Raw genomic sequence first — 4,576 nt, 5'->3', positions numbered from 1 at the left:
TAACGAAACATCACTTAACGTCGGCGCAGTCTTGTCAATCACGACCGTAACCACGTCTGAGTCTGACGTATTACCGGCGATATCCGTCACGACTACCTTGTATTGATAGCTGCCCTCAGGTAAAGCGGCCGTTGTAAACAGGTGACTAGCACCGGTCAACACCACTTTATCTTCCACTAAGAGGTTGCTTGGATTACCGCTTGCCCACACCATCAGCGTCGCACTATGTGCATCACCGAGTGTGCTTACCGAGATCTTTAATGCGTCGTTATTGGTTAGGTTGTCATCGGCCTCAAAACCCGAATCATTCTCTAATGAAGTGGTCGCTGTTGGAGCAACGCTATCAAGCGTAAAGCTGCCCTCAACCTCGCTCTGGTTACCTGCCACATCCGTCGCAGTTACCTTCCACGTGTAACTTCCGTCCTGCTCGATTTCATCAGCAGTCACTGTCCAAGTCCCATCGCTTCCAACGACCGCAGTCAACGTTTGCGAGCCTCCAGGACCAGTAATCACCACCTGGATCTTATCGCCATTGTCACCAGAGCCTGAAAGAACTGGCTCTTTCTCACTGGTGTACACCACGTCATTAAGGCGACCCGTTTCTGAATCAAACTGCGCTGTTAGTTGAATATCATCATCAAACGTAAATGTGCCTGAGACAGTTTTTGTGTTACCCGCAATGTCTTCATAACGTAGGCTGTATGTGTACTCACCATTAAGATCACCAAAGGTAGGAATGTCGAGTGTCCAGACACCATTACTGCCTGCTGTGGTTGACACGTCTGTTGGCAATGCCACGGTACTGCCATCAGGCTTCTCAAGTGCGGTTAGCGTCACTTTCGTTCCCGCTTCTACCATACCGGAGAGCTTCACCGTCGTTTGATTAGTGATGTTATCGGAATCCAATTCACCACTGTCCGTATCAGAGCTTAAGCTGTGATCATCTCCACCTACTACAGTTCGATCGATAACCAAATCGACATCACTGCCAACGGAACTGCTCATGTTGCCTGCTTTGTCTGTCGCGCTTACGGTCACGCTCCATGTCCCTTCAGGGATATCTTGCGGTACCGTTAACGTCCACTCACCATTGCTGTACGCATCAGCCTCAAATTCAATACGCTGAGCGCCTTGAACTAAGACCACTTTCACCTTAGCGGACTCGGTTACATTACCGGTAAAGACCGGACGTAATGTATTCGTCACCATATCACTGTTGCTGTTGCCTGAGTCTGTCGCCTCAGTCAATCCTGCAAACGTTACGATTGGCGCTTGTGTATCGATAATCGCCGAGCCCGTTTGCACTGCAGAGTCGTTCCCCGCGGCATCTTGAGCGTAGACAGACCACGTGTACGTACCATCGGCAAGATCTAAACCATCTTGTATTGGGAATGTCCATGTACCGTCACTTGCTACCGTCACAAATGCTGGAGACAACGTGACTGGCGTCCCGCGACTGTCGGTCAATGAAAGATAAACGCGCACGTTCGCTTCGGCACCTGAGCCAGAGAAAACAAGCTGCTCATCGTTAACGAACCCACCATTTTCGGCACCATTTAGCTCTACGTTACCGAGGATAGGAACCTCAGTGTCAATCGTCATAGATTCAATCGTTGAGCTCGCTTCATTACCCGCAATATCCACGACAATGACTTGATAGTTAAAGCTACCATCATCCAGCGCCGGAACCCTAAAGGTGTAGCTGCCATTGTTATCAACCGTTACAAAGCCAGAGTCGTACGTCGCCGAGCTAGAGCTGCCACTCGCTTCCCAAACCAATAATTTAACTTGATGCGCTTGACCGCTTGTAACAACTTTGAGATCAGGAGTATTGTCTTGTGTGATCCCATCAGAAGCACTTACGCCAGTGTCGGTTAACAACTCTAAAGACTCAAACGACGGTGGCGTCGTATCTAAAGTAAAGTTGCCACTTTGAGAACGATCTGTGTTGCCTGCTGCGTCCGTCGCAACAATCGACCAGTTATAAACACCGTCAGCCCCCAGAGCAGTACTATCAATGGACCACGCACCTTTGTCATCCACCTCTGCGGTAAACTCTTGACTTCCCCCTGGGCCAGACACCGTTAGTGTGATTTTGTCTCCTTTCGTACCTGTGCCTTTGAACGTTGGGGTATCATCTTTAGTGAATAGCACACCGTTTTGCTCGACTTGCCCCGCATCCAGCGTCGCCGTAATACTGATGTGAGTATCTAACTCGTAGCTGCCGCTCACTTCTTTGCTGTTGCCAGCAACATCAACGTACTCGATCGTGTAGTTGTATACGCCCTGCTCGCCTCCAAAACTTGGTAGCGTGATTTCCCAGTTACCACGGCCATCTGCCGAAACACTTGCTACCGAGCTCACATCTATCGGATTGTTGCTTGGTGTTGACAAGCTTTTTAGCGTGACAGTACTGCCCGCTTCTACGTTGCCTGTCAATTTGATGGTGGTGTGGTTAGTCAACTCATCACCACTTTCGCCTGAATCTGAGTCGCCATGCAGACCGACGTCGTCACCTCCAGTCACCGTTCTGTCAATCACTAAGTTGGTGTCTGAAACCACGGCATCACTGGTGTTACCCGCCATATCGAGTGCAGTCACGGTCACATTGTAAGTGCCTTCTTCAATGGCACTCGTGGCCGCCAAGGACCATGCTCCTGTCACGTACCCTGAGGTTTCAAACGTGTAACTTTTCCCTGCCGGAATGGAGGTCAACGTTACCGTCACTTTCGCACTTTCTGTGACCGTACCAGTGAAAACTGGGGCATCCGAATTCGTCAGCATATCCGATGAATCATCACCACTGTCCGTATCCGCACTAAGGCCATTAAACGTCAGTTCAGGTAAGGTAGTATCAAGTGTGAATGAGCCCGCCTCTTCAGCTGAGCGGTTACCTGCAATGTCTTGCGCGACGAAACTCCATTGGTAAGTGCCATCTTCTAACTGACTTGCGATCTCCGGAGGTAAAGCGTACACCCAACTGCCATTCGTCGCCTCAACGTACGCCGGGTCGACAACAATGTTTGCTCCCTTTGAGTCCGTCAGTGTCAAATAAACACGCGAGCCCGCTTCCGCTGTACCACTAAAGCTCACTTCAGGATCGTTCACGTACGTGCCATTTTCTGTATCGTCAAGCGACACCGAACCTAACATCGGTAATGTGGTATCAATTTCTACGCTTGCAACTGCGCTCTCTGACACGTTGCCCGCGGCATCAGTCACAATGACTTTATATTGGTAATGGCCTTCACCCAATTGAGACGTGGTAAAAGTATGATCTTGTGAGCCTGAGAGCTGATGTGTCGAATCAAACACCGCTTCATTGACCGTCTCACCTTGCTTCCACACAACAAGACGCACATCGTATGCGTTCCCAGTGGTGGTCACTTTAATGGACAATTCATCATTCTTTGTAATGCCATCATTACTTACAAAACCACTGTCATTAAGCAGTTCTGTGGCCGCACTTGGCGCAACCGTATCTAGAGTAAATTTACCTTCCGTTACTTGAGTGTTACCGGCTACATCGACCGCTTCCATCGTCCAACTGTATTTACCGTCCGTGCTTAAGGCATTATCACCGTCGAACGTTACGCTCCAAACNNGTCACTGCAATGGTGTTATCAAAAACAAACGTGCCCGTCTCTGTCGCGCGGTTGCCTGCGATATCAACAATCGTCACTGTCCACTCGTAAGTGCCATCCGTCCCCAATGATGGCGCCGTTAAGATCCAATTACCTTCACTGTCAACCGTTGCGGTTGTTGTTGGAATCGTCACTGCGACACCGGTGGTGCTGTTGACTAAAGACGTCAACGTAACCGTTGCACCAACCTCACCCTGACCACTCAGTTTTACCTGCGCTGCGTTAGTGATGTCATCACTGTCTGAGCTACCGCTGTCCGTACTGCTGTCTAAACCCGCATCAAAACCAACGATCTCAGTATCAATCACTAATGAATGAGTACTCGATGCCTCACTTGTATTACCCGCCGCATCCGTAGCCACGACCGTCCACTGGTAAGTGCCTTGCGCTAACGTCGTGGTGTCTAAACGCCAGCTTCCGTCACTCTCTGTCACGGTCATGCTGAATGTATACGCAGCAGTATCTGGCGACGATGCATTAAACAACGTCAGCTCTATCTTATTGCCTTTCTCGGCTGTACCGCTGAACGTTGGAGTCGTGTCATTAGTGATGCCATCATCATCCAACCGTCCTGTATCGCTGCTCGCCTCAAGGCCAACATCCGATAAAGTCGGAACCACCGTATCAATGTTTAACGTGGTACTGCTGCTTGTCGCCGTGTTCCCGGCGGCGTCCATAACCTCCGCGATCCAGGTATAGCTGCCGTCAGCCAGCTCGGTCGTTGGGGTATAAGACCACGTACCGTCCTGGCCAACCGTGACATAATCTGGCTCTAACGTAACCGGATCGCCAGCATTATTAGTGACACGAATAGACACGCGTGCACCCGCTTCCGAGAGGCCCACAAACGTAGGTGTTGAGTCATTTGAGTGGTTGCTGCCTGCTACTAAGCTTGTGTCACTGTCATCCGATAACGAAACATCACTTAACGT

2 protein-coding genes are annotated in these 4,576 nt (G+C 50.1%); both read right to left on the bottom strand.

All coding sequences use genetic code 11. The features are described 5' to 3' along the window. The coding region (locus BCT49_RS26405) for an Ig-like domain-containing protein (RefSeq protein WP_133151664.1) at positions 1–3,540 on the bottom strand (3,540 nt) is incomplete at its 3' end. 65 nt (positions 3,541–3,605) lie between these two features. After that, positions 3,606–4,576: Ig-like domain-containing protein (locus BCT49_RS22660; protein WP_206747748.1), on the bottom strand; the 971-nt coding region annotated here is incomplete at both ends.

The organism is Vibrio lentus (genome assembly GCF_002875945.1).
Lineage (GTDB): Bacteria > Pseudomonadota > Gammaproteobacteria > Enterobacterales > Vibrionaceae > Vibrio > Vibrio apostichopi.
The sequence above is the reverse complement of the archived record's forward strand: the minus strand, read 5'-3'. Positions and strand labels throughout refer to the sequence as shown.